The sequence below is a fragment of the Psychrobacter sp. CAL346-MNA-CIBAN-0220 genome (assembly GCF_040309805.1).
Taxonomy (GTDB): domain Bacteria; phylum Pseudomonadota; class Gammaproteobacteria; order Pseudomonadales; family Moraxellaceae; genus Psychrobacter.
Genome location: NZ_JBEOPF010000002.1, coordinates 271,090 through 297,165, shown reverse-complemented (window position 1 = coordinate 297,165; position 26,076 = coordinate 271,090). Strand labels below are relative to the sequence as shown.

Genomic DNA, 26,076 nt, shown 5'->3' with positions numbered 1-26,076 from the left:
GCGTTGTGCGGCTTAATAAATTCTTAATAGTTGGGGCTATATATTATAGTACCAACTTTTTTTCATCTAAAACAATTGCGAGGTATGAATTTGAAAACTGAGTCATTGTTTCAATTTTCGGCGCTGACTATCATTGCACTATTGGTCGCGTTTTATGGCGGTACCTACCTACTGTCTTTATTGATTAAAAAAGACAAAGAAACGACCTCTGGTTTTATGGTGGCAGGTCACAGCGTCGGCTTTGGTATGGGCGCGGCAAGTATGACCGCGACTTGGATTTGGGCAGCATCGTTTTATGCGGCAGCCACTTCTGGCTATAAATATGGGGTATCAGGACCGATACATTATGGCTTTTGGGGCGCATTGATGATTTTATTCATCTATCCCTTTGGCATGCGCTTTCGTGAACTGGCACCTAATGGTCACACTTTAGGTGAGCTGATTCATGCCCGCCATGGCTCATCAAGCCAATTAATTTTAGCCATATCCAATATTATGGGCAGCTTAATTAGCTTGATGGTCAATTTTACCGCTGCTGGTGCACTGGTATCCGTATTGTCGCCGCTATCATTTCAGACGGGTGTGATTATTGCGGGTGTCGGGGTGCTTAGCTATACCTTGACTTCCGGCTTTCGCGCCTCGGTGTTTACCGATTTTGCTCAATTGGTCGCCTTGATGGCGATTGGTATCGTTATTATTCCAGCAGTGCTATTCTCGATGGGTGGCCCTTCGGTTATGGTTAGCGGACTATCAAACTTAACTTTTGAGCAGCAAGATTTCTTTTCATCTGAAGCCTTCTTCCAGCAAGGTGCGCCTTTCTTTGTCGCCGTTTTGGCTTATGCCATTGGTAATCAGACCATCACTCAACGCTTATTTGCGATTGATAAAACTAAAATCAAAGCCACCTTTATCACGGCCACAGTTGGCTATGCTGGTATTGTTATCGGTCTGGGTATGATAGGTCTCATGGCATTAACGATTGGTGTTGAGCCGCTTGATGGCAATATGAACAACCTGATTCCACAGATGGTTAGTACGTATCTACATCCCGTATTTATCGCCCTATTCTTTATTTTGGTTATCGGTTCCTTGTCATCAACCGCTGACTCAGATTTATCGGCGCTATCAACCATTATGATGGCCGATGTCTATGGCAAAAATATTGCCAAAAAAGGTAAGGTAAAGCCAAAAACTATGATGCTAGTCGGTCGTGGAACGATGATTATCGCCACTGCTGCCGGTCTTGTTTTTGCCAGCTTTAAACTTGATATTCTAGTAATGCTGGTATTTGTTGGTGCATTATGGGGCTCCATCGTCTTTCCGGTTATTGCCAGTGTGTACTGGAATCGGGTGACCAATACCGCCTTTACCGCAGCAGTTATCGTGGGGCTGTTATTCTTTTGTATCGCCCGCTTTGAGTTGATTCCGATCGTCGGTATAACGGCGCTATTCTTTGAGATTATGGCCAGTGTTGGTGGCGCAGTTGTCATTGGACTTATGGTCTTTGGCTTCTTAGGTCGCAAAATGGGACTGTTAGCGGCTGCCATTGCGCTGCTGTTTATGTTGATATTCGCCACTGGGTTCTTACGTCAATATATGGTGCTGGTGGCCTCGCTAACGGCTTATGGTGTCAGTACCATCGTTTGTGTGATTGTCAGCCTCATGGGTGATGAGCACTTCGATTTCGACTTAATCAAACAACGGGTTGGTAGTTACGATAAGTCTAAAGTTGATGCGCAACCGACACCAGATGTTTAAGTGCACTGATAACAGCTAGCTAACGAACAAAAACTATAAGGAGCTTATATGGACAATATTTTTATCTACGGGTTTTATATTTTAGTATGGCCAGCGATTACGCTTGGGGTGTTGATACTAATTTGCACCGCGACCTATCGCGATATTAAAAAAGCTCGGCGTGATAATAAAGACATCGTTTAGCGTTTTTAATGCCTTCGGTATTTATTTGATAACTCTTATTACTAGCATCACAACATTACCAAGCAAGGCCTTGGTGATGATTTTTAGGTAATAACATCAATCAAGATATCTAGTATGTTCGTGATATATAGAGCTAGCAGGTTAATAAAATGGCGAGTATTAAGCCAATCGTCTGGCAATAAGGACATAAATGCGATGATAATACTAAATAAAGTAACTTTAAGTGTTTTTGGCGAAGAAATGACTTGTAATTTAAGATATTTTTGCTAATATGGTCATCCTTGATTGGCTGGGTGGCAGAGTGGTCATGCAGCGGACTGCAACTCCGTTAACGCCGGTTCGATTCCGACCCCAGCCTCCAATTATTTATTAACATTACGTTAATTTTGGCTTGCATTATCAGCGTAATTGCTTATAATAGCGACCAGTTATCCAGTAAGTAGCTATCATCAATTGATAGTTTACTGAACAGATAATACAAGTTTTGCCCGGGTGGTGAAATTGGTAGACACAAGGGATTTAAAATCCCTCGCTAGCAATAGCGTGCCGGTTCAAGTCCGGCTCCGGGTACCATTATAGTAGTATAGAAAATACCGTTAACGATTTATTGTTAGCGGTATTTTTTTGTGTGTTGATTAATAGCCATATATACTCTAAAAAATCCTTTAAGTAGAAAATTTAAAGATATTTACGAAGCTATCTATTAGTTTATTTATCTCTCTTTTAGTCTTTATCTCTCTTTTAGTCTTTATCTCTTCTATGTCAAGTGCCTATGAATATAGCTATTTTGAACGGGCTGCATTTACGGATAAGGCATGTGAAATGGACTGATCTAGACTTAAAGGCTGGAGGTGGTAGTCAAGGCCATTGAATAGTCAAGGTAAGGTCAATAGAGTTAAATAAGGGTATGGTTATTCTCCTATCTCATCAGGTAATGCAAATTTTACACGAACAAAAGAAACTAAATAGGCACATTAAATACGTATTTTACAGCGCAACAGCAAGTGGCAAAAGGTGAGCATTATGAGTGAAGCTTTTTTTAAAGGTTTTATCCAAGCTCAAAGTACTATTTATCCACTGGTTATTAAAGAGCTGACCCAGGGCAAAAAGCGAACGCACTGGATATGGTTTATTTTCCCGCAGATTGAAGGGCTAGGACACAGTGTCATGGCCCGACGTTTTGCCCTACAAAGCTTAGCGCAAGCACAGGAATATTTGCAGCATGATGTGCTTGGTCTACGATTATTAGAGTGTGCTGAGTTACTTTTGCAGCACGCTGATAAAAGTGCCTTAGATATTTTTGGTACACCGGATAACTTAAAGTTGCACTCTTCGCTAACCTTATTTGCCTTAGCAGCCAATAAAGGCTCAATTTTTGAGCAGCTTTTGCAGCAGTTCTTTGTAGGTAAGTATGACACGAAAACCATGAGTATTTTAGAGCGATAAGGAAGTGATATTTCTTTAATAGACTCATTTAAACGGGGCTTGTCATATATATTGATTGGTCGCAACGTGGGATACAACTTGAGCCATTGTTCATCATTGAACAGAGTATGAGCCCTAAGTAATCTCTTTCTTCTTTGTTGGCAAGCACACAACTACAAAGTGTCGCTTATTTCTTTAACGATTACTCTATTCTTCATAGTACCCCATACCTTTACCTATGTTAGCCTTAATGAGTAGTTAATAAAAACACACAAAAAGACCCTACTAACTGTAATGCTTTAAATTAAGTATGTGCTATTCTAATTTGACGCTAAAAAAAGCGCTATAACGCTTTTACATCAATTTCATTAAGAATGTTGAGTTAAAAAAATAGTACTAAATAAGCAATTATGAACCGGGTTATGGGCAGCACTCTTAGTTACCCTTATTGGTGTGGTGTAAGTACTTGTAGTAGTGAAAAAGTAGAGACTGATGCAAAATCAGATGAGGTCATGGAAGTAAATTGCGGCAACGGCGCTACAGATCTTGCTGATAAAAGCGGCCTTGAATCCTAAGATATGGAATCTAAAGGAACGGTTTCAATAACGATAAACAGTGCTTATTCGGCTGGCGAAGCAAATGATAGAGCGACTACTGGAGATGTAACAGGAGCTACTGACATATCAGAGGTTAGAGGTAGTGAGGAAACTAATGAATCAGTGACAAATTGCTAGCGACAAACAGATAAAGACGAAAGCTAAAATCTTAGCTGTTTTATAGCTTGCTCTAAGCTTATCGTAGTGAGTTGCCGTACCTTTGAAACACTTAAATCGAGAAAATGCGCTTTCGAAAAGATAGCGATAGTGATATAAAAACTCATTTAAGTGATTATTGTTGCTTTTTAAATTTGATCTATCAGATATGAATTTTGATAAAATAATATTTTTAGGTATATCTTTACATTAATATACTGAATTAAAAATGGTACTGGCTTAGTATTAAGTGTCAACATATTCTAAACAATAATATAAAGAGGGCTATAAACCATGTCAAATAAGTCTTTTAATAACAATCATATAGAAAACGATTCAGTAGAATCTACTAAGAACAACGCTGTAACGTCTGTAGAAGTTCTAAAAAGTGATTCTGTAAAGTCTGAAGAAGATAAGTCTGGCAAAGAAGATAAGTCTGGTAAAGAAGACAAATCTGGCAAAGAAGACAAATCTGGTAAAGAAGATAAGTCTGGTAAAGAAGATAAATCTGGTAAAGAAGATAAATCTGGCAAAGAAGATAAATCTGGCAAAGAAGATAAGTCTGGCAAAGAAGATAGATATGGTGTGGCTATAGGTAATATCTATCAATGGGCTGCTAAGCTTAAAGATGAGTTTAAGTCTGAAGCATCTGATATGACGCATGAAGTGTCTGAAAAAGCGGCTGCAATGATACTTAATAAGCTTTTAAACGGTATAGACGCTGAACTAGAAGCCTTTGATAAGAAAGTAGAAGACTCTAAAGAATTGGTAGCTAATGCAGAAGCAGAACGCAACAAGATTGCTGATAAAAAAGACAAGTACCAAGGCATGATAGACCAACTAGAAAGCTAATTATCAATTTAACTAAATAGTGCTATTGATCCAGTGTTAAACGTTTAAACTAAATGTCTAACACTGGATTTTTTATTATCTTCTGTTTAGGTATGACGGTATAACCCTTCAAAAATAAATTATTAATTGTATTTTCAGCAGCTATCAGACTTCAAGATAATATAGAAAAATAAAACAAGATTATCAAGGTAAAAAGAATTATAGATTACTGTATTTTAATAATAATGTTGTAATAGAACTTGAAATCATAAGCATGGAGATGGTTTTATAATTATATATAAAATTGATGATGTATTATTTATTATGCAGAATACAATAATTCTAGATAGAGCACTTAATTGTTGTGGGTATAACCAAACTAGAATTCCAAAGGGTTTGGTCATGAAATAGCCAAAAAAATATGGTTTAATTATTACTATCAGGCTGCGCAACTAAATAACAGTTAGAATATTCCAAGTTGAGATCTATGGATTTAACAGCATAGGTCAGTCCCTTAAAAAATAAAAATGCCAGCCTACTTACACGGCTGATATCTTTGAGTACTTACATCTCATATCCGTATTTAACATCGATATTTGACGATAAAAATTCAACCATAACGTTTAACGTAAGGCAGGAAAGCGTTGGATCATAAATATCATGAGTAGCAGTGCCACACCAGCAACGGCGGCACCAACAAATCCTACGCTTGATAGTGAGATATGGGTGACAGCATAGCCACCGAGCAAGGCACCGGTGCCAATGCCTAAGTTAATAATGCCAGAGAACATCGACATCACTACGTCTTGGGCCTTGTCATCAATCATAATGACCTTGGCTTGGGTGCAGATCACAAGCAGCATCAGCGCTGCTCCCCAGAGCAATGCATTTATACTAAGCAACCATATTGATTTAACTGTCAACAACAAGGTGACCATAGACAGCAACATTAATATCGTAGATACCAACATCAACATCGTGTTGGATTTATCTCCCCAACGACTGAATATCACACTACCAATCAGCCCGGCGGCGCCGAATAGTAGTAGCACTAATGTGGCCAAGTTTTCACTAATTGAGCCGACCTGCCGCATGTATGGTTCGATATAAGAGTAAGCAGCGTAGTGTGCTGTAAAAACCACAAAGCAGAACAAATACAGACAGACCAATAGTGGGTTTTTGAGTAGTTCTGGAACTTTTTTGACCGACCCATCAAACATACTTGGTAAGGTTGGCAGCATCTTAGCTTGTAGAATAAACACTACAAAGGCAATTACCCCAATACTGCCAAAAGTAGCTCGCCAGCCAAACCATTGGCCAATCAATCGCCCTATTGGGACACCCAGCACCATCGCTAATGATGTACCCGTAGCAAGGACACTAAGCGCTAGCGCCTTTTTACCTTCAGGGGCAACGCGCAATATTATCGCAGCCGTAATTGACCAGAATATTGAATGTGATAAAGCAATCCCAACTCGACTGATCAGTAGTACTTGAAAACTCCACGCAAAAACTGACAATACATGGCTGGCAATGAATACCACGAACAAAGCCAGCAGCAACCGCTTACGCTCCAATTTACCGGTCAGCAGCATTAGCGGTAATGACATGGCCGCGACGATCCAGGCATAAAGCGTTAACATCCAACCCGTTTCAGCCGTGGTGATTGAAAAATCTTGGGCAATATCACTTAACAAGGCCACAGGAACAAATTCTGTGGTATTCACCACGAATGCACTGATGCCCATAAGGATAACTCGAAAATATTGAGTTCGGCGAGAATCTGAATCCGCCTCGAGAGTGTGTTTCATAAAATCCAATAAAAAATAAAAAAAGGGGCTTATACCGCACAATTAGCCCGAAAATAGATATAACAACTTGTAGGGTATAGTCATCTATGTTGTTTTTGATAACAGCGCTCATCCCTCGGGTCAGCGCTATCGCTTAAGTCGGGATAAAATGCTCTAATTATATCTGAGCTGCCTATTTAATAATGGCTATAAAGAGTACTGTTTCTTAAGAAAGTTCGGATTATCGCGTTTAGAGTTCTCATTAATAATCTCGTAAATGGTCGGACAGCTAAGCCCAGTATAGTGAATGGCATTTTTAAGACTTAATATAGCCGATTCACTTTAAAACGGATACAGTATGGCTGGTAGCAATTTTTGCAGCCTCTGGAGTGGCATAGCCGCACAGCAAGCCAAAAAAATTTACCCGCTGCACGTAACTGTTAGCGTATCTACTTTATTTAGTATTAACTATAGCTGAGGAATGTAATTATATTGTTTGGTCGTAGGCTGCGTTGTATCTAGGTTGTCCATGACTAGCTTCTTATGCTTGATTGAGAGTATTTCTCCTCATAGTAAGCTCCACATTTTTTTACATCATCCGATGCTATTTTGACTGACGGAGATTACCCACCGTTAAAGCATAAAAAAAGAGCTGACTTAGTCGGCTCTTTTGATATTTAGTAAGGCGTGTTAAATATTAGTGATAAAACAGCGGCAAAAAAAGAGCGAAGCAGTTGTCTTTAAGGCCTCATACAAAAAAGATACTGTTCGCTAAGTTTCGCACAACGCTCATTGATTAGAGCTGGGTAAGACTAAGGTCGCACCAAGCTTAGTTGGTGAGATGAATTCGAAAATGATGAGCATTTTATTTGCGGATAAAGGTTAAGACCCTGATGCGCTGCGAGCACATATTAAACATGCAGATGCCTATAATAATATCCTGCGAAAGCAGAATACAACGTCAACCAACAACCATATGAACTGGCATTTGTACAAAGCACAACACTTAGATGATAATGATTTTGTTGAGTTAAAACAGTTCAGGGTGGTGGCTATTAGGTACGATAAGCTCAAGCAAAATGATGAAAATACGGTTGCTCTTGCTTGCGCTTATCTTTGGCTAAAATTAGGAATGTTCAACACGCTTTAATTCACCAATCTTATTTCTACAGTTTTTTCAGCATATATTATGAGCATATATCAGACGTTGAAAGTCTATTTAGCAATAGCTTAGCCACTATGAGAATACACTTTTTATGTTCTAAACATTGGAGCAGTTGGTGTTAGTCCGACATAAGCCATGCCTGCTTGATTCATCCAATGTGGCTGAATAATTCCATGTTGTAAAATAGCATGAATATCTCTGTGCGTTCTCTCAATTTTATATTTTTTGTATAAAGAAGAGGTGCCTGCAACCGCATAAATCTCAGAAACCATAGCTCTTGCTTCTCTGGCAGCTTCACAGGATGCGGCCCATACATCAGCAAGTTGTTCATCTGTAAAGCTGTTTTTATTCTGTGATTCTTCCCATAGTGTGGCAACACTACTATGTAATTGTGAGCGTCTAGAAGCTAACAATGTCTTACTTTTGACAATGGCAGCTTGCACTGTTGCTCGATCGCGTAAATCCGGGTTTTTTCCAGGTGTGACTCTGTCCAAACACATCTTAAGTAAATCGTCCGTAGCCGCTTTTAAAACACCTAACGCCATCGCCGCACAACCAGCGGCATTTAAACAACCAATAGGTAAACGACTATAAGCATTATCAATGGCTACTGGGCCATCAAAGTTCACAGCATACTGCTCTTTTACAAAAGCATCTTCTATTACTATATCATGACTGCCGGTACCGTTTAATCCACCCACATTCCAGGTATCAACTACTCTGACATCTTTCTTTGGAATGAAAAGTAATTTTAAATCTGCTCCTGGACCCAGTGTTGTAGGCGAGCCTTCTGATATAATTAAACAGCGTAGAACAAACCAATCAGCTAACTCAGAGCCAGATACCAAAGTCCATTGACCAGACACCATATAACCTCCAGGAACGACCTTAGCGATACCTTCGGGACGTGCTGAGTTAGCATAAATATGAGATGGATTACTATATACCTCCTTCATACTAGCCTCGTCCAAATAACGACCAAAAGTACAAGTGAAGTGATTGTTCCAAACAATCCAAGCAACAGAAGCTTCTGCACTGGCCAATAGTTCATAAACTTTTAAGGTTTCTACAGGATTATCTTCCCATCCCCCTAAAAATTTTGGTAATCCCATTCTAAATAGCTTGAGGTCTGAGAGCCGTTCAACAACAGAGGAAGCGAGTTTTCTAGAGCTTTCTGTTTCTTCTCTATATGAAATTGCTAATTCGTAAATCTCTTGGGCTGCATCTGTAGGTAGATTACTTTTTATTTTTAATGATGGGACATAACTCATACTTTAACCTCATTATATTTAATAGAAGTAGGATGTATATTTATATTTATATTTACAAATATATATTCTACAAACATATTATAGCTATAATATATGTATATTTATACAGCTGAATATAATATTTCAACGTGCTAGTGAAATGAATATTTTTAAGAAAAGGACAGAACAGGCGTTCCTATTTATCATAGAGTCTGACTAAGATATTGAAAAAATGGCAGGGCTCAAGCGGTGATAGTTTTGCCGAATATGCCTGTCACGTATTGACCTCATAACTTTGACATAGCTGGACGCGCATTAAATATATAATGAATATAGCGAAAATAGCTAATGACGGTAAATGGCTAGTACTTGGTAAGGCAAAATGTAAATAAAATCTGCCCAACCAAAAAGCATTACAAGACCTTTATTTTTGATTCAACATAAAGTTAAGCCATTTGCCACAATCCTTCGACATTAATACTATCTGCGTCAATAGTGGGATAATCCGCAAAGGTTAATTGATAACCATCGGACGCACTTATATTTAAGCTTGGGCTAATCTGACAACGCGCCCCCAGTGGAAAGCTATGTTTTTGACCAATATGACCGAAGCTCATACCATTATAGATGGGTAATCCTGTCAGCTTATACAACTGACGGATGACCGTTGCCACATCATAACGCGCATCGTAGCCATCCTCACCTGTGCCAGATAACGCCCCAAACACAATAGCTTGCTGTCCTTTAAACACGCCTGCTAAATATAAATCATACAACATACGCTCAATTCGATAAGGCTGCTCGCCAACATCTTCTAAGAATACGATTCCACCGTCAATACTTGGCAGGTACTTACTACCTGCCAGCGCCGATACCACGCTTAAATTACCACCCCAAATAGTGCCTGTTATTGTCTGAGTATCATCAGTGGCCAGAATCATGGGCAACTGCTTGCTGGTTAAATCTGCACTTTGGACTTCAATGTTTAGATTAGGATTGCTGAGCGCTTTCGCAAACTGACGGCAGCTAACCTTATCTGGTTTGGTTTTGCCAAACTCGCTATAAAGCATCGGTGCAGCAAGCGAGCTCATGCCGCCTTGGGCCAGTAACGCACACTGAATGGCAGTGACATCGCTAAAGCCAGCCAGTATGGTACCGCGCTCTTGCATGATGCGCCCCAATGTCTGCCAATTAATCATGGGCAGCAGACGCATTGCACCATAGCCACCGCGTACGCCCAGCAGCAGTTTAGGGGCTGCTATCGCGCCAGTGGCTATATTCTGTAGATCACTCGCCCGCTGCCAATCGGTACCCGCAAAGCGTAGATATTGACGATTGGTAATATCTGGATTAGCCACTTTAAATCCGGCACAGGCTAAGCGCTGTAATGCCAATTGATTACGCGTATCATTATTGCCTACATTAGAGCTGGCAAATAAACAGGTTTTAATACTAGGAGCTATACAGTTTGCTTGAGATGACATGGCTGGTGCTAGCTGTCCGTCCTTAATTGATGACATCGGAAAATCATCTTTAGTCAACTGCGCGCGATTGGTATCATGATTGCTAGGGTCAGCTCCCGTCAATGTATGGGCGATACTTTGGGTAGCAAGCAAACCCAGGCCTGCACTAGCCCCTACTCGGCGCAAAAACTGCCGACGATCGAGACCATTATTCAGGTTTCTATTTAAATTTTTAGCTGGTTTTTTATCTGATGGGGTTTGCTGTGACGTAAATGATATTGAGCGCATATGGTGCCGTTACCTTAATTTATTTTAATGATATTAAACCTAAAGCTTAATACCATTATTTAAACTTAAAATCCTATCTACACTGTCTACTTTTGAAAATAACTACCAATAGCCATCGTTTTAATAATCATCGTTTTAATAATCATGATTATAAGTCAGAATATGACTACCTACTTAATTTCAACTACCAGCGCACAACAAATTGCTAAATAACAACATTTGGTACCGAGAGCTGCCCTTGCTATAGTAAGAGCTGCTTAACTAACCATGGATAAGGAAAAATAGTAATGGAAGATAACAAACCTAACAAAAAAATGCTGGATGCTGACCTTGAATATATTACTGAAGGGGAAGAAAAGCTCAAAGAAAAACTAAAGGAAAGTACCCATCTTGAACGCTTTACTACCGACATCGTGCTGCTCGTAAGTTTGGTCAAAGACTACTATCAAGGCAATTACCGTAATATTCCCTATAAAACTATTTCAGCGGTGGTCGTCGGTTTAGTCTATATCCTAAATCCTATTGATATGATTCCAGACTTCATCCCCGTGGTTGGCTATATTGACGACGCTTTAGTTATTGCATTTTGTTTGAAAATGGTCGAAAAAGACTTAAAAAAGTATCAAGTGTGGAAAGAGAGCCAGACGCCTTTAAAAACCCATGTCTGAATAATTAGTGCCTAATAACCTGTTATGTATAAAGCAGTAATAGGTAAAAAAATAAGTAAAAAAGCAACGACCAAGGGTTTTAATCAGTGGTCGTTGCTCGTATGACGCGGATATTAGCGGGTATTAACATATTTTATTTACTGACTGATACATACCTTTTTAATCTGGTACATCGTAACTTGCTTTTTCTGGGTTGAGGCCAAAGGAATAGACAAAAGTAGCTACTATGCTATTGATAATAATAAATGGCAAATCAATGGCGACGTGCCCAAGCAAATAGCGCCCCATTAGCCATGAGATGATCAGCATAATAATAAAAAAACCCGCCAAATAGCCCAAGATTGCGGGATGCTTTAAATTATAGGGCTGCTCTGGCGCTGGTTGTTTATCGAGCACACGGGTGCGTATCGCCCAACCGGCTGCATAAGAGAATCCGCCTAACACCACATAACTTAAAAAATTCATATTGTCTGACCATTTATTTACTGAATAACGGGTTATTAAATACTAACTACTCTGTGTCACAGTTAGACTAACTACTGGGGCCGACATTATCAATAATAATATTGGCATGTGGATTGGCTAAAATATCAGTATTGATATCATCGCAATCTACTCGATAAATCGTATTCGCGCCCTTATAAATATAAGATAAATACTCACTATCCAGTAGTGGATCAATATTGGCATAGGCAGTTTTGACATGAGCCATGACCAATACACGGTCAGGACGCGCAATCAAGGCATCAACGTTATCTGGGTCAATAGAGAAAAAATTGGGGATTTGCGCTTTATCAAGCACCTCTAACGGTTCAGGAGTGTCCCAAACGCGATTGGCGCTAGCAGGCTCTTTCATTTGCATCACCCAAGCCCCCTCTTGCTGACTGACTTTTATTTGGGCAGGCTCATCACTACTAACCGTATAGCACCCTTCAAATACAGATAAATCCGGCTCAGTATTGGTCGCCTTGTTATCTACCGCTTGGGTACTGCTATCATTACAGCCTGCCAAAAACAGCGCACTGCTTGCAGTGATACAGACCGTCAATAAAGTTAGTTTTTTGCAAATAACGTCTGAGCGTAAGAGCATGATAGTGTTATCCTGCGTTAATGCGTTAAAAGGGTAGGTTCAGGGTATTATAAACAAAAACATTAGGCTAAAAAGGTTATCGTTAGCAATTTTATACCCATATCAATTTGTCTAAACTAGGGATCGCCTTTCCTAGCAAATTTATTTTAACAGAAATTTAAACCGTTTCTGTCTTGATATGTCGTTTTGCTATTTTATACCTCACGATTGCCCATGTTCATAGCAGATTTGCTATAATCAAACACCGTTGATGCGAGGCATTGTCAGCGCTTAAATAGCGTTTATGATTCCCTCAGTGTTATCATATATTTATCCCTTATTAGGCCGTTTATTAGGTCAACTACTAGTCCAATGAGCTTTTATGTCAGATAACTCTAATAATTATAGTCACTGTAGTAATTATACGCCATCACAACTCGCAGCCAAGAACAATGCTATTAATCCCATGGCAGCTAAGACAGATGCCACTGTTGCTTATACTGATGGTGCTTGTAAAGGCAATCCAGGCGCTGGTGGTTGGGGAGCGCATCTGATATTTAGCGATGGACACACACAGGATGTGTATGGCGGTGATACCGAAACCACCAATAACCGTATGGAGCTGATGGGTGCCATTCAAGCATTACAGCACAGCCCACGCGAGTTAAAAATTGAAATATGGACCGACTCAAGCTACGTTAAAAACGGTATCACCGAATGGATTGCCAACTGGAAGAAACGTGGCTGGAAAACCGCCAGTAAAAAACCAGTTGCCAATCAAGATTTATGGCAGCAGCTTGATGGGTTGCGCCAAGCACGCGACGTTGACTGGCACTGGGTTAAAGGTCATGCTGGACATCCCGGTAATGAAAAGGCCGATGAATTGGCCAATCTTGGCGTCACCTCCAGCAGTAAACAGATACCCGCATCTATTGATGCGGATAACGCTAAAAAAAAAGTGCCCATAAAGGCTAGCAACGCTCTAACATTAGCGGATGATGATTGGCTAAAAAACGATCCACTGGGTTTGAATATGATGGATGATGAATGGGATGAGCCCTTACTAGAGGCGATTACTGTTAATGTGGCTGTTGATGATGTCAACGTAGCTTGCTTATCTACTAAGCAAAGCGCGATTGAACCAAATGACGCTAAATCAAATACTATTGAGCAAAACTCTGTTAAAACAAACAACAATCAGCATGATGTAACAACGCTAATGAGTACTGATACCATGACACAAGACGCTACGACAACGCATAGCCTGACAGCTAACAGCAGTGCGCCAACGGACATACCAAAATTCGATGGTGATACCAGCCGTGCCAATCCACATTTTCGGCCGTTACTGCCAAAGCCCATTCATCGTCACGAAGCCAATCGACAGCTGATCATGGATACTGAGACTACAGGATTGGATGCACTTAAAGGTGACCGTATCATAGAAGTCGGTATCGTTGAGATGATTGGCCGCAAATTTACCGGTGAGAAGCTGCATGTATATATCAATCCGCAGCGTGGTATGGACGAGGTGGTTATCCGTATTCACGGTATCTCTGAGGCATTTTTGGCAGATAAGCCAACCTTTGATCAAATCGCCCAACCCCTGTATGATTTTATGGATGGGGCAGAAATTATCGCTCATAATGCGTCATTTGATATGAGTTTTTTATCCATGGAGTTCAGCAAAATAGGCCTGACAGACTTTGCCCAGCGGGTACAAGTAACGGACTCGCTAGCAATGGCTAAGCAGCAATATCCGGGACAAAAAAACACCCTTGATGCACTAGTACGGCGTTTAGATGTTGGTAAGCAAGACCGTACTTTTCATGGAGCCTTACTAGATTCTGAGATTTTAGCGGAAGTCTATTTAACCATGACAGGCGGTCAAGTTGCGTTAGCGATTGAAGAAGACAGTCAGACTGATAGCGGTCATGCTACTCACACAACTTTTGCCAATTTAGCTTCTTCATTATTAGAGTCAAAACAGGATAATACTGCTAATCATAGCTGGTTTGCGACGTTGGCAGAGGAGTATCCTGAGATACAAGTTAAAATGTCGCAATGGTCAAATTGATCAATTATTGTTAGCAGTATGCCATGGGAAAATAACTATGAGCCAGTCTGAGCACACTATTTTAACGGTCCCAACGCTTAGCGTCACTAACTTTAATCTGCCTTCTCTACATTTATTGCATAATGAGATTATAATGACTCTCAAAGAGACTGAGAGTCATCTGAGCGAATTTAATGATAACAGCGCTCAAGCGCCTCTATTATTGGACTCTATTAGCGTCCTTAATCAACTGTCTTGTATTTTTAAGCTGGTTGCGTTAGCTGGGGGGCAGGTTTTGAGTACTGCTATCGCTCATAGTCTACAACATCTTTATAATAGCGGTAATAACAAGGATACGGCGCTGATTATGGATTTATCAGAAGCCATTATGACCCTTGATCGCTATGTGTCATTTGTCCTGTTAACTGAAACCGTAGAGCCGTCATTACTACTGCCTATTATCAACAAATTGCACACCCACAACGAGCAAGAAGCTATCGACGCTAATTACTTTTCTGATTTTGGTAGCAGCAGCGTGATTATCGCCAATCCTGAACAGAACTTTCAGCCACTTAGTGAGCTTAATCTCGATAGTGAATTATTGACCAAGGCCTATCGCAGTGGTCTTGGGGTAGTGCTGACTAAAAATGACGATTTATTAACAACAGAGGCGCAGCAAAAACTTGATGGCATGAGCGCTGCCTGTGCATTAATCGCCGCGCATACCAGTAGCCTATTTTGGCAAGCGGCAGCGGCCGCCGTTACAGATATCAAAATGGTTTTGCCACTCAGTCTCAGTCAAAAACATGGTCTCATCTACTTAGAGCAGCAATTTCATAACTACTTGCCAGTAATGGACAGACGTTTTGCTGACTTAGTCAGTTTTGGTTGCCAGCGTGACAATCAGCAAGCACAAAAGCTACGGGCACAATATGCGCTTAATCAAATGAAGTCGCCACAGCTTGAACAGATGAAGCGCTTTTTATTTGGTCCAAATCGGGCCATTACTGATACTCTGAATAATATCATTCAAAATCAAATCAACACTATTAAAGAAAAAGTGGATAGTTATACCCAAAGTGACATGCTTCATCCTATTGTCATCCAAGTAACTTCGATAGCCGCTGACCTTACAGAACTCAGCTTAACATTACAGTTGTTGGGCTTAAAAGATACGGCTATTTCACTCAAAACTGCTGCTGATGCAGTAGCAAAATGGCAAACACCAACGCCTGATGACTTTGATCACCTGCTATTAGCACTAATGAGTGCGGAGAACGCTTCAATTGCGATGGCAGAAATGCACACGCCAGGTACGGTCTCCTTACCTCCCAATAACCCTCGTATCTCACGGCATCAGCTTAATACGGCACGTGACGCTTTAGTACAAGAAAGTCGTATCGTGATTGCCGATGCGGAGAAAGCCATTAATGACTATTTATCTGAGGGCGATCGAGATTTGCTAAATAGTCAGAATATGCCAGAGATGCTGCGTCAAGTTGCTGGAGCGTTACGCTTTTTACAGCTACACACAGCTGCCAGCATACTTGGCCAACTGGCTACTAACATACAAGCGCGCTTTGCAGTTAACCAGCGTATTGATGATCATACCCTCGCCTGTATCGCTGATGTGATGATGGCGGTAGATTATCGTTTGGATGGGTTTGAGAACAATCGTCCTGTGAGTAAGCAGTTACTTGATATTGCTCAGCGTAGCTTAAGCCAACTGCGCGCCGCTTAATGGTTTAGCCCCTTATTACTAAGCATTGTGACTTGATCCGCTTAATACTGACCACTTTTAAGCAAACTAATACCTGCTTTGGATAGCTATTTATGACCACCGCTTTTGTACTTAATAACGAGACTATCCTATGCCACCAGACATTAGAAGGCTGGCAGCCATTGCAAGTTGTCATTCCAGATATTAAGTTAAATAGCACAGCAGAAGCTGATATCTATCAGATAGGCCGTGTGGAGCTACTGGCAAGCTTAGCACCCAACAACTGGTACCCTGAAGATAACGTGGCGACTGAGCCAACTGTAGAAAATAATAACCTGCCAGCAACCAGTGCTATTACTTATCACTACGCCAGAAACAATCACATTGCTCTACCTACGATAACGGATGACTGTGAGATAACGGCTACCTTATCGACTCTCTCTAATGAGGCAGTTAATATTGCTTTTATTTCTTATCGGCAGCTGATTACCCAACTGCCCGTTGCCCTTGCCGCTCAGATTAGCCAAGCCATTCAGCTGCTACGCTGGCAGGCAGATACGCAGTTTTGTAGTCGCTGTAGTGCTCCTGTTAGCACTGCTAAATGTGGTGAGCGCGCGATGGTCTGTCAGGTTTGTCGTTTGCGTCAGTATCCACGTGTACAGCCTTGTGTCATTACAGCTATCACCCGTCCCAATCCACAAACAGGTGAGATGCAGATTTTATTAGCCCATCATCATCGCTATGGACAGCAAAGTCTACCGTTACAATACGGGTTGATTGCAGGCTTTGTAGAAGTGGGCGAAAGCTTGGAGCATGCCGTGGTACGTGAAGTCGGCGAGGAAGTAGGTATCAGCTTAACCAATATTCGTTATGTGAGCAGCCAGCCATGGCCATTTCCCTCTAATTTGATGCTGGGCTTTCGAGCGTCTTATGCCGGCGGCGAGATTGTAATACAAGAAGATGAGCTGTCGCATGCTGACTTCTTTGATATCTCAAACTTGCCAAAGATACCTTTTAAAGGCAGTATTGCTTATGATCTCATCGCCCAGATTATGAATGAACAAGGCATGTCACTCTAATTTTTATTGTCTTAGCTTTTATCCTAGATACTCTTAACAAGTATTCTTATTTATTATCACTTTTTTACGCCAGTTCTAAGGCCATTAATTAAATGCTCAGTAACGCCCACGCCCGTTTAACGAATCTGCCGATACTATTTGATACGTTGACTCTAGAGACCTTACCCGCTGACGCACAAGAGCGAATTGCACGTATTGATGCCTGCTTGCCGCAAACGCAGTGCGGTCTTTGTGAGCATCCAGATGGCTGCTTACCTTATGCTACTGCCATTGTTATGGATAATGAGCCCTATAATAAATGCGTGCCCGGTGGTCAGCCGGTTACGGATGCAATTGCGCTTATCATTGGCTCAGACACTGTCTCTTTAGAGGATCATAAGACACCACTTATCACGGTGCCTTCAAAGTGGCCGCTAGACCCTATAACTGAGCGTCCCCATGAGGTACGTGCCGTTATTCGTGAGGATGATTGTATCGGTTGTACGAAATGCATTCCGGCCTGTCCAGTCGATGCCATTGTCGGTACTGGCAAGCATATGCACACTATTTTTACCGACTTATGCACTGGCTGTGAGCTGTGTATCGCACCCTGCCCGGTTGATTGTATCGATCTGGTACCTATTGAGCGTGAACTATCGCTGCCTGAGCGCGTACAAGAACAAAACGATTTACGTCAGCGTTATCATACGCATCTTAAACGGGTCAGCGACCAGCTTGCAGACAGTAGCAATGCAAGACCAGTGGTCAGTATGGTCGAGGCCAAGCTCAATAACGCTGCCAGCCAGACGCTTGATATCAGTGCCGAACAAGCAAAAAACACCATTGCCGCCGCCAAACTACGCAGTAAAATTAAAAAGTTAGAAAAACAACTAAGCGTGCGTGAAAATGCATTAAAACGAGCTGAACTTGAAACACTGCAAGCAGAGCTTACGCAAATATAAAGTTAAACCAGTTTGGAAAAGATACAGTGTTACTGGGATGGATTTTTTGCAGCCTCTGTCACATTTGTGAACAGCAAGCCAGAAAAATTTATACCAGTAGCATATGGTTATAAGCGACTCTCTTTTATTTTAAACGAACTATAATCTGTTAAAACTCACTTATTTAAAATGAAAACCACTTAAAAACCCCTTAAAACAATAGTTAACAACGATAGCCTAAAGCCATGAGTAAAACTGTTAAGCATAAAACTGCCGATACCCCGCCATCACGCCGCCTACCCAATCGTGACGTACGCCCATTTTTTGAAAAGCTGGCCGCTACTATCGATGAGCCGGTCACTGAATTGCAGTATCACAGTAACTTTGAGCTACTCATCGCAGTAATACTCTCCGCCCAAGCAACTGATGTGAGTGTTAATATTGCTACTCAGCAGCTATATCCAGTCGCCAATACCCCTGAGGCTATTTGGGCATTGGACGAAGACGGATTGAAACCGTATATTAAAAATATCGGCTTATATAATGCCAAAGCTAAAAACGTTATTAAAACTTGCCGCGATTTGATCGATAAGTTTAATAGTAAAGTCCCTGATAATCGCCAAGACTTAGAGTCCCTCGCGGGCGTTGGACGTAAGACCGCCAATGTAGTACTAAATACAGCTTTTAGACAGCCAACAATGGCAGTAGATACCCATATCTTTCGGGTGGGCAATCGTACAGGACTGGCGACAGGCAAAAACGTCTTGATCGTCGAACAAAAGCTGCTTGAACGTATTCCAGAAGATTTTATGCTGGATGCTCACCATTATTTAATTTTACATGGGCGCTATACTTGTCAAGCGCGCACCCCTAAATGCGGTGCTTGTCCAGTCTATGAAGAATGTATGTTTAAAGACAAAGCTGCATTTGTCGCACGCTAACGGTTATAACGAATTTATAGGTGTTTAACAATAACAAACGTTTTGTTGAGTATTACTTATAGCAGCATAAGCTCTGCTCACTAGAGTTTTATGGCGTTTCAGGGTAGAATAAGACCATTTTCATATTGATGTTGCCTTGTTATTACCATGGCAATAACAAGGTTATAATCGTATAAAGGGTAGGAGCTGAGCATTAGTTTTATCTTAATGGTTTTATGCTAAAACTGCCAAGACTCAATGCCGTACTTTTTATCAGTATCGATTATTAAATGAAACCAATTACTTAAGTCAAACCAGTTAACTGCCAAGCGAATAATCGTAAGGCCAATACTAATTAAAGCCGCGCCCAGCCGCCATGCTTTCCCTATCTTTATTGATTCAATTAAGCGATCCCACTATGCGTGAATACAACTTATTTACTTCAGAATCCGTAAGCGAAGGTCATCCCGATAAAATGGCTGACCAAATCTCAGATGCCGTCCTTGATGCTATTTTACGTGAAGACTTACAGGCCCGCGTGGCGTGTGAAACCCTAGTCAAAACTGGCGCGGTAGTACTCGCAGGTGAAATATCAACCACGGCCAATATAGATATCGAACGTATCGTCCGTGATACGGTCAATGGTATTGGCTACCACCATTCAGACCTAGGTTTTGACGGTGAAACTTGTGCGGTTATTAACATGCTTGGTAAGCAATCCCCTGAAATTGCTCAAGGTGTCGATCGTGAAAATCCTGAAGAACAAGGCGCTGGTGATCAAGGTCTGATGTTTGGCTATGCCAGTAATGAAACTGAGGTATTAATGCCAGCGCCCATCGAGTTTGCCCATCGCCTAATGGAACGTCAATCTGAGCTGCGCCGTGCCGGTGAGCTGCCTTGGTTACGTCCCGATGCTAAAGCGCAAGTAACACTAAAATATGACGGTAACCGTCCAGTAGCCATTGATGCCGTAGTACTCTCAACACAGCATGACCCTAGTATTTCCCAAACTGATTTGCAAGAAGCGATAATGGAATCTATTATCAAGCATGTACTGCCTGCCGATCTACTACACGCCGGCACGCGCTATCATATTAATCCAACCGGTAAGTTTGTTATCGGAGGCCCAGTTGGAGATGCTGGACTTACCGGACGTAAAATTATCGTTGATACTTACGGCGGCATGGCACGTCATGGCGGCGGTGCTTTTAGTGGTAAAGACCCTTCTAAAGTTGACCGTAGCGCTGCCTATGCTGTACGTTATGTGGCTAAAAATTTAGTCGCAGCAGGTATTGCTGAGCGCTGTGAAGTACAGATTAGCTATGCCATTGGCGTGGCTGAACCGACGTCAATCTCGGTCAATACCTTTGGTACCAGCAAAATCAGCCATGGAGAAATTATTCGTCTGATTCGTACTCACTTTGACCTGCGTCCTTATGGCATCACCCGCATGCTCAATCTATTACAACCTATGTATCAGCAAACTGCGTCCTTTGGGCATTTTGGTCGCCCAGGTTCTGAGACTGCCTTTACATGGGAAAAAACAGATAAAGCTGAAATTTTAAAAGCGGATGCTGGGTTATAGCGGCTCATCGTCGCTAGTAATAAAGAAAGTATTAAAGCCAGATTTCATAGCAATATAATGCTCGAATAGGAATCTGGCTTTAATTTTTCGCTTGGTCACTTTAAGTCATAATTTTCATATCATCACTTATAATGTTAGTCTCCATTACCGATTTACCACAACAGCAATAATTTTATAATCCGATATTTATACACCCTTAATAGGAGTCGCTCATGTCTCAAGATAATACGCAAGCCAACGTGCAAGATAATAACTTAAACCTCAACGACAACGCTGATACAGCCACTAATGCTAACGTTGAAATCACTCCTGAAATGCAGTCATTTTATCAACGCGCTGATGCTATTATTGGTGTCGCCAACAGTCAGTTGGGTGAGGAGGCGCATTCAGGTCAAGTGGGCGCATCACTACTCTATGCAGCGGCACGTTATAGCGCCTCAGTCGCCTCCATTGGCTTTGTAAAAGGTGACGACTTTGCTAAAGAAAAAGATGACATTGTTGAATTTTATGTTAAGCAATACCGTCAAATGCTCAGCGACAACCTGGCTGACTATGCACAAAATTTTGACAAGTATATTAATATTAGTAAAGAATCTTAGTTTTTATAATAGCGGCCTTAGTCGGCATCGTAACGATCAACGACTCTTCATACTATTTTGATGTCTAGTAGTTACGTTGAGCAATAACAGTTCAAGCATTGAGAGCCCGTTTACTTGATAGCCTATCTAATTGATAGGCTATTTTTTTGTGATTGAAAAATGACTGCCTTACTTTTATTGTCTTTTATAACTCTAAAAATGCGGTATGATTAGAGTTTACATGTGATTCTAACAGGACGTTATGACTTTCATAAATAAGGACATCTTATGTTTATTAATAATTCATCGACATCATGGCGGTCGTACCTGTCATTACTCGGGTTATCATTGACAATGATAATGGCCGGCTGCAATAATATGCCGAACATCGCCGCACCCGACACCTCTCCTATTCATACTCCCTCAACTGACTACCAAGTATCCAGCGATAATCCTTTTACTAAATGCCCCCCTTATAACCCTGAACAAACCATGTGCACGGCACAATATGACCCTGTTTGTGTCAAAGTGAAGACTGACTCAATAATCAGCTACCGCACTGCGGGTAACGCTTGCTCAGCGTGTGGCACCACTGTGGCAGTCGGTTATGTTAAAGGGCAATGCCCATAAACTGCCTGTAATAGCCGTATAATGTGTTAACTCAATTCGATTATTATCATATTGGCGGGGTAAGATATATTACATAGCTGACCCTGCATAAAAAACCCCAGCCTAATTATAGAATGGGGTTGTTATTATTAACGGTTTTCTAGCCAATATTAGCCGGTTTACTCATTAGGCTTGTCAAGCTTCGGCGGGCCTTTCAATAGATGCTCATCACGGAACTCATTAGCTGAATTATGCTCTGCAGATTCTTCAGTGATAAACCATTGCTGGTTGCGATATAGAATCAAGCGATCTCGACTTAAGCCGCGCAGCAGGGAATACAGCATCACTACTATCACAATAGCAAACGGAAAACCTGAGACAATAGATGCTGCTTGCAACGCCCCTAAGCCACCTGCTGCTAATAACACAGCAGCAATAACACCTTCAGTACCTGCCCAGAATAGACGTTGAATCTTTGGCGGATTGGTATCACCACCTGAAGTCAACATGTCGATTACAAAGCTGGCTGAATCTGATGAGGTCACAAACCACAGTACAATCATCACAATAATCAATAAAGTTATGGGCTTAGCAAAAGGATAGAATTCCATTAACTTGAAGATGGCACTGCCATAGTCCGCTTGTACCGCTTCGACAAGACCAGGGCTGGCCATACTAGGATCAACCGCCGCCAACAACTCCATATGTACCGCCGCACCGCCAAAAGCCGTAAACCATAAAAACAAAATGGTAATAGGGATTAGTAATACACCTAATATAAACTCGCGAATGGTACGGCCACGCGAAATACGGGCGATGAATACTCCGACAAAAGGTGACCAGCTGATCCACCATGCCCAATAAAAAATCGTCCATGATGACTGCCAATTGTCTTTACCTTCATAAGACTCAGTCCAGAGACCTAATGGAATAACCTGGTGCAGATAATTACCGATATTTTCCACAAAGCTATTAAAGATAAACTGCGTTGGCCCTAAAATAATCACAAAGCTTAACAATACGATAGTAAAGAAAATATTGATATCACTTAAGCGTTTGATACCTTTATCAAGCCCCATCAGTAGTGATAGTCCTGCTAACATGGTGATAAAAGCAATCAGAATAATTTGCACACTAATATTATTGGGAATACCAAATAAGCTCTCAAGGCCAGAGTTAATCTGTAGTACCCCAAGACCTAAGGTGGTCACCACTCCAAACATAGTACCAAATACCGCTAAGGTATCGACCGTATGACCCCATGGGCCGTATATCTTTTTACCAATCAAGGGATATAACGTCGAGCGAATAGCCAAAGGCAGACCACGGCGATAGTGAAAATAGGCCAATGCCAATGCCACCATGCCATAGATGGCCCACACATGCAGACCATAATGTAAGAATGAGATATTCATCGCTTGCTTAGCAGCCGCAATGGTTTCAGGCTCACCGAGTGGCGGTGCCATAAAATGTTGCAGCGGCTCAGCGGTACCCCAATAGAGCAAGCCAATACCAATACCGGCTGAGAATAGCATCCCAATCCAAGAAATTAGATTATATTCTGGCTTCTCTGTTTGATGCCCAAGCCTGATATCACCGTAGCGACTGAATATTAAGTAAATACTCATAACCAAGGCTAAATTGACCACCACAATAAAAAACCAGCCAAAACGATGAGAAATAAACGACTTCATCTGACCGAATACTTCATTCGCCAGCTCATTAAAAAAGGCGCCAAAGATAATAAACGCGACAATTAAAATTGCTGAGGATAAAAATACAGGTTTACTTACCCGCGGAAAAGGGCCCAATCGGCCAACTTTCACATGGTCCATTTACTAATCTCAATTTTTTAGGACGCTCACCTTAACAAGATATTTAGTAACTATCAAATTTTATTAGATACCTTCCAGTGTTGAAAACAAAAAAATCCTCAAGGCAACCTGCTGCCTTAAGGATTATTATTACAATAATTTTAGACGTTATCTCTTGATAAAAAACCCATTAATAAGCACAATTTAAACAGAACCTACTTGGTTAATCACCAAGCATTGACCAGTAAAACAATCAATGCTGTACTTAATAAGATGTTCGTAAACGGCCTCTAACACCTTTTTTCAGTTACCCTGTTTAGTCACCTTTAATAATCTTAGGTGGCCCTTTTAGCAAGTGCTCGTCAACGAACTCATTGGCCGAGTTGTGATCTGCCGATTCATCAGTAATAAAGCGCTGCTGAGCCCGATATAAAATCAGACGATCACGACTAAGACCACGCAAGAGCGCATACATTATCACGAATATTACTAGTACAAATGGCAGCCCTGCAACGATAGCAGCGGCTTTTAATGCTGATAATCCGCCGGCTGCAAGCAATATAGCAGCAATAACACCTTCGGTAGTCGCCCAAAATAAACGCTGAATTTTCGGTGGATTGGTATCACCGCCAGCAGTCAGCATATCAATGACAAAACTTGCCGAGTCTGATGAGGTCACAAACCATAGCACAATCATTATTACAATCAGCAAGGTAATCGGCTTGGCTAGGGGATAGTATTCAACCAATTTAAAAATCGCACTACCAGTATCTGCTTGCACTGCTTCAACCAATCCTGGACTAATTCCAGTCACAGCAGAGGCAAGCTCCATGTGAATAGCAACACCGCCAAAAGTAGTAAACCAAAAGAATAAAATCAGCATTGGAATGAGCAACACCCCAAGTGTAAATTCACGGATGGTACGACCACGACTGATCCGGGCAATAAATATACCAACGAATGGCGCCCAACTGACCCACCATGCCCAATAAAATATCGTCCAAGCGCTTTGCCAATCTGTGCCGCTATAAGACTCACCCCACGTTCCTAGAGGGACAATCGCTACGATATAGTTTCCGATATTTTCGATAAAGCTATCAAAGATAAAGAGGGTTGGTCCTAAAATTACCATGAACGAAAGTAAGACAACGGTGAACCCAATATTAATATCGCTAAGTCGCTTAATACCTTTATCTAGCCCCATCATAACGGAAATTGCTGCAAGCGCTGTAATGAAGGCAATTAAAGCAAATTGTACGGTTAAACTATTGGGAATACCAAACAGCTTCTCGAGTCCAGAATTGATCTGCATCACACCAAGACCGAGCGAGGTGACCACCCCGAACATAGTACCAAATACCGCTAAGATATCAACGGTATGACCCCATGGGCCATAAATCTTTTTACCCAATATTGGATATAAGGTCGAGCGAATCGATAAGGGTAGCCCGCGACGAAAATGAAAATAAGCTAAAGACAGCGCCACAATAGTATAAATCGCCCAAGCATGTAGACCCCAATGTAGAAATGAGATATTCATGGCTTGCTTTGCTGCAGCAACTGTTTCAGCCTCACCCATTGGTGGCGCCATAAAATGGTACAGCGGTTCTGCCGTACCCCAGTAGACTAGACCAATACCAATACCTGCCGAAAACAACATCCCAATCCATGAAAACAGATTGTATTGCGGTCGCTCAGTTTGATTGCCTAGCCGAATGTCACCGTAGCGACTCATTGCTAAGTAGATACAAAGTACCAACGCCGTGTTGACTAAAACAATAAAAAGCCAGCCAAACTTGTTCGTAATAAAATTTTGTAAAAAGCTAAATACTATACCCGCGGTTTCGGTAAAGAAAGTCCCAAAAATGATAAATCCTACGATTAATAACGTAGATATAATAAACACAGGTTTACTCACCCGTGGAAAAGGACCCAATCGGCCTACTTTTACTCCGTCCATGCTTTAATCTCACAATCTAAGGAACGTCACCTTAACAAACTGACTTCTAATTATCAATTTATTACAAAATAAAACTTGATAAAAATAATCGACTTAGTTTCACAGTGTTGGCTCTAAGTCTATTGATTGGTATGATAGAAAAGAGTTACCACAAAAACTATCTAGTTGAAAATTCTTATTCTACTCAATAATT

General features: G+C 41.2%; 20 protein-coding genes, 2 tRNA genes and 1 pseudogene. 16 read left to right on the top strand and 7 right to left on the bottom strand.

Features of this window, described 5'->3' with window-relative positions:
* Positions 1–105 precede the first annotated feature (105 nt).
* The 6 genes from AAEY88_RS07325 to AAEY88_RS07300 all read left to right on the top strand — a co-directional run bounded on the left by AAEY88_RS07325 (position 106) and on the right by AAEY88_RS07300 (position 4,970).
* A complete protein-coding gene (locus AAEY88_RS07325; RefSeq protein ID WP_350561103.1) occupies positions 106–1,758 on the top strand; it encodes a sodium:solute symporter family protein in 1,653 nt (550 codons plus the stop codon).
* Positions 1,759–1,806: 48 nt separating this feature from the next.
* Entirely contained in the window at positions 1,807–1,941 is a 135-nt protein-coding gene (locus AAEY88_RS07320) for a putative transporter small subunit (RefSeq protein WP_350560951.1), read from the top strand.
* Between the two features lie 287 nt (positions 1,942–2,228).
* A tRNA-Cys gene (locus tag AAEY88_RS07315) sits at positions 2,229–2,302 on the top strand.
* 125 nt (positions 2,303–2,427) lie between these two features.
* Positions 2,428–2,514: transfer RNA gene (locus tag AAEY88_RS07310), tRNA-Leu, on the top strand.
* A 450-nt stretch (positions 2,515–2,964) separates the two neighbouring features.
* Entirely contained in the window at positions 2,965–3,387 is a 423-nt protein-coding gene (locus AAEY88_RS07305; RefSeq protein WP_350560949.1) for a DUF1810 domain-containing protein, read from the top strand.
* 1,025 nt (positions 3,388–4,412) lie between these two features.
* Positions 4,413–4,970: a hypothetical protein gene (locus AAEY88_RS07300; RefSeq protein WP_350560947.1), complete on the top strand. Its 558-nt coding sequence runs from the start codon at positions 4,413–4,415 to the stop codon at positions 4,968–4,970.
* Between the two features lie 602 nt (positions 4,971–5,572).
* On the opposite strand, the gene AAEY88_RS07295 is transcribed toward AAEY88_RS07300, so the two are convergent.
* Positions 5,573–6,760, bottom strand: coding sequence for a sugar transporter (locus tag AAEY88_RS07295; protein ID WP_350560945.1), 1,188 nt, complete (start codon positions 6,758–6,760; stop codon positions 5,573–5,575).
* Between the two features lie 793 nt (positions 6,761–7,553).
* Here AAEY88_RS07295 and AAEY88_RS07290 point away from each other — a divergent pair.
* Positions 7,554–7,889: pseudogene (locus tag AAEY88_RS07290) on the top strand (IS5/IS1182 family transposase); the annotation flags it as partial.
* Between the two features lie 104 nt (positions 7,890–7,993).
* On the opposite strand, the gene AAEY88_RS07285 reads toward AAEY88_RS07290, so the two are convergent.
* Both AAEY88_RS07285 and AAEY88_RS07280 read right to left on the bottom strand, forming a co-directional pair.
* The gene (locus AAEY88_RS07285; protein ID WP_350560943.1) at positions 7,994–9,175 is read right to left on the bottom strand and encodes a hypothetical protein; all 1,182 of its coding nucleotides are present in this window, start codon (positions 9,173–9,175) and stop codon (positions 7,994–7,996) included.
* Positions 9,176–9,600: 425 nt separating this feature from the next.
* On the bottom strand, positions 9,601–10,905 hold the full coding sequence (locus AAEY88_RS07280) for an LD-carboxypeptidase (protein ID WP_350560941.1): 1,305 nt from the start codon (positions 10,903–10,905) through the stop codon (positions 9,601–9,603).
* Positions 10,906–11,192: 287 nt separating this feature from the next.
* On the opposite strand from AAEY88_RS07280, the gene AAEY88_RS15835 reads away from it, so the two are divergent.
* Complete coding sequence (locus AAEY88_RS15835; protein ID WP_407074434.1) at positions 11,193–11,573, top strand: YkvA family protein; 381 nt, start codon at positions 11,193–11,195, stop codon at positions 11,571–11,573.
* 159 nt (positions 11,574–11,732) lie between these two features.
* On the opposite strand, the gene AAEY88_RS07270 is transcribed toward AAEY88_RS15835, so the two are convergent.
* Positions 11,733–12,038, bottom strand: coding sequence for a hypothetical protein (locus tag AAEY88_RS07270; protein WP_350560939.1), 306 nt, complete (start codon positions 12,036–12,038; stop codon positions 11,733–11,735).
* Between the two features lie 67 nt (positions 12,039–12,105).
* Complete coding sequence (locus tag AAEY88_RS07265; RefSeq protein ID WP_350560937.1) at positions 12,106–12,663, bottom strand: hypothetical protein; 558 nt, start codon at positions 12,661–12,663, stop codon at positions 12,106–12,108.
* A 445-nt stretch (positions 12,664–13,108) separates the two neighbouring features.
* Between AAEY88_RS07265 and dnaQ the strand changes: the two genes are divergently transcribed.
* The 8 genes from dnaQ (at position 13,109) to AAEY88_RS07225 (ending at position 22,130) form a co-directional block, all read left to right on the top strand.
* The gene (gene dnaQ / locus AAEY88_RS07260) at positions 13,109–14,719 is read left to right on the top strand and encodes a DNA polymerase III subunit epsilon (RefSeq protein ID WP_350561101.1); all 1,611 of its coding nucleotides are present in this window, start codon (positions 13,109–13,111) and stop codon (positions 14,717–14,719) included.
* Between the two features lie 37 nt (positions 14,720–14,756).
* A complete protein-coding gene (locus AAEY88_RS07255) occupies positions 14,757–16,439 on the top strand; it encodes a hypothetical protein (protein WP_350560935.1) in 1,683 nt (560 codons plus the stop codon).
* A 92-nt stretch (positions 16,440–16,531) separates the two neighbouring features.
* Positions 16,532–17,497 carry an NAD(+) diphosphatase gene (gene nudC / locus AAEY88_RS07250; RefSeq protein ID WP_350560933.1) on the top strand — a complete coding sequence of 322 codons (966 nt, stop codon included), beginning with the start codon at positions 16,532–16,534 and terminating at the stop codon, positions 17,495–17,497.
* Between the two features lie 92 nt (positions 17,498–17,589).
* Positions 17,590–18,438, top strand: a complete 849-nt coding sequence (locus AAEY88_RS07245) for an RnfABCDGE type electron transport complex subunit B (RefSeq protein WP_350560931.1) — start codon at positions 17,590–17,592, stop codon at positions 18,436–18,438.
* 224 nt (positions 18,439–18,662) lie between these two features.
* Positions 18,663–19,358: an endonuclease III gene (gene nth / locus AAEY88_RS07240; protein ID WP_350560929.1), complete on the top strand. Its 696-nt coding sequence runs from the start codon at positions 18,663–18,665 to the stop codon at positions 19,356–19,358.
* A 397-nt stretch (positions 19,359–19,755) separates the two neighbouring features.
* Positions 19,756–20,922: a methionine adenosyltransferase gene (gene metK, locus AAEY88_RS07235; protein WP_350560927.1), complete on the top strand. Its 1,167-nt coding sequence runs from the start codon at positions 19,756–19,758 to the stop codon at positions 20,920–20,922.
* Positions 20,923–21,134: 212 nt separating this feature from the next.
* Positions 21,135–21,521 carry a DUF3144 domain-containing protein gene (locus AAEY88_RS07230; RefSeq protein WP_407074433.1) on the top strand — a complete coding sequence of 129 codons (387 nt, stop codon included), beginning with the start codon at positions 21,135–21,137 and terminating at the stop codon, positions 21,519–21,521.
* A gap of 267 nt (positions 21,522–21,788) precedes the next feature.
* Positions 21,789–22,130: a hypothetical protein gene (locus AAEY88_RS07225; protein ID WP_350560925.1), complete on the top strand. Its 342-nt coding sequence runs from the start codon at positions 21,789–21,791 to the stop codon at positions 22,128–22,130.
* Between the two features lie 158 nt (positions 22,131–22,288).
* Here AAEY88_RS07225 and AAEY88_RS07220 read toward each other — a convergent pair whose 3' ends face one another.
* Both AAEY88_RS07220 and AAEY88_RS07215 read right to left on the bottom strand, forming a co-directional pair.
* Positions 22,289–23,944 carry a BCCT family transporter gene (locus tag AAEY88_RS07220; RefSeq protein WP_350560923.1) on the bottom strand — a complete coding sequence of 552 codons (1,656 nt, stop codon included), beginning with the start codon at positions 23,942–23,944 and terminating at the stop codon, positions 22,289–22,291.
* 295 nt (positions 23,945–24,239) lie between these two features.
* Positions 24,240–25,883, bottom strand: a complete 1,644-nt coding sequence (locus AAEY88_RS07215; protein WP_350560921.1) for a BCCT family transporter — start codon at positions 25,881–25,883, stop codon at positions 24,240–24,242.
* Between the last annotated feature and the right edge of the window lie 193 nt (positions 25,884–26,076).